Source organism: Burkholderia pseudomultivorans (assembly GCF_902499075.1).
Classification (GTDB): Bacteria; Pseudomonadota; Gammaproteobacteria; order Burkholderiales; family Burkholderiaceae; genus Burkholderia; species Burkholderia pseudomultivorans.
Genome location: NZ_CABVPP010000139.1, coordinates 1 through 980 on the forward strand (window position 1 = coordinate 1; position 980 = coordinate 980).

2 protein-coding genes are annotated in these 980 nt (G+C 58.6%); both read right to left on the reverse strand.

Annotated features, from left to right (window positions below; translation table 11 throughout):
- A partial coding sequence (locus BST28156_RS34515; protein ID WP_174904584.1) for a flavin reductase family protein occupies positions 1-506 on the reverse strand: 506 nt, incomplete at its 3' end.
- Positions 507-542: 36 nt separating this feature from the next.
- On the reverse strand, positions 543-980 hold a 438-nt coding region (locus BST28156_RS34520), incomplete at its 5' end, for a cytosine permease (RefSeq protein WP_174904585.1).

Below are 980 nucleotides of genomic sequence, written 5' to 3' on the forward strand. Positions count from 1 at the left end.
ACAAAGTCCTCATTGATATGGATTCGCTCCACCTGCGCGAAGACCACGTCAATTGTGCCTACGTTCGAGTTACCGGTGAAGCGATGAGTGGATAGGTAACGGCACTCGAAGTGCACGGGGCTCTCGGCGACCATTTGAACATTGCTGAGATCGGCGCGTCGCCGGGTTACGCCAACGCGATCGAACTCGCTCTCTCCCCGCGGCAGGGCCATGGCGCTGATATTGACTGCCTCGCGCAGATCGTAGGTCGCCATATTCCAGACGAACCAGCCGGTCTGCTCGGCGTTAAGCACGGTGTCCTTGCGACGCCCGTCCGGGTACTGGTTCGCCGCGAACATCACCATCGGCGGGTCGAACGTTAGATTTTGCCACTGGCTGTATGGCGCCAGGTTGTCGATGCCGTCAGGACTGCTACTGGAGAGCCAGCCGATGGGACGGGGTACTGTGCAGCTCTTGAACGGCGAAAACGGGAGAGGGCTTTTTTCGTGGGACGGATCGTACTTCATAGCGGTTCCGAATAGTGATAGGGATTTGGAAATCGATTAAATGCCTTGGTTCGCAGACGTCGCGGCCATCACCCTTCGGATGGAGCCGGTGGAGGCGTAATAGAGACCGCCGGCGACGGCGAGCCCGATCACCCAGGCGATTTCGGCGCCGCCGAGCAGATGGGCGATGGGGCCGACGTAGAGCGAACTGTTCATGAACGGAATCTGGATCAATACGCCAAAGAAGTACGCGACAAAGGCGCCGATCCTGACAAGCCCGTACTCTCCGTCCTTGGCGAAGAACTGGGCGACCTTGTAGCGCTCGCGCCGCACCCAGTAATAGTCGACAAGATTGATAGCCGACCATGGAGTCATGAAGTAAAGCAGAAACAGCAGGAAGTTCGTGAAATTGGACAGGAAGTTGCGGCTGGCTGCGAGGGCGATGCCTAACGCGATCGCGGAGATGATGCAAACGAAGGCTGCGCGCTGCCGGGG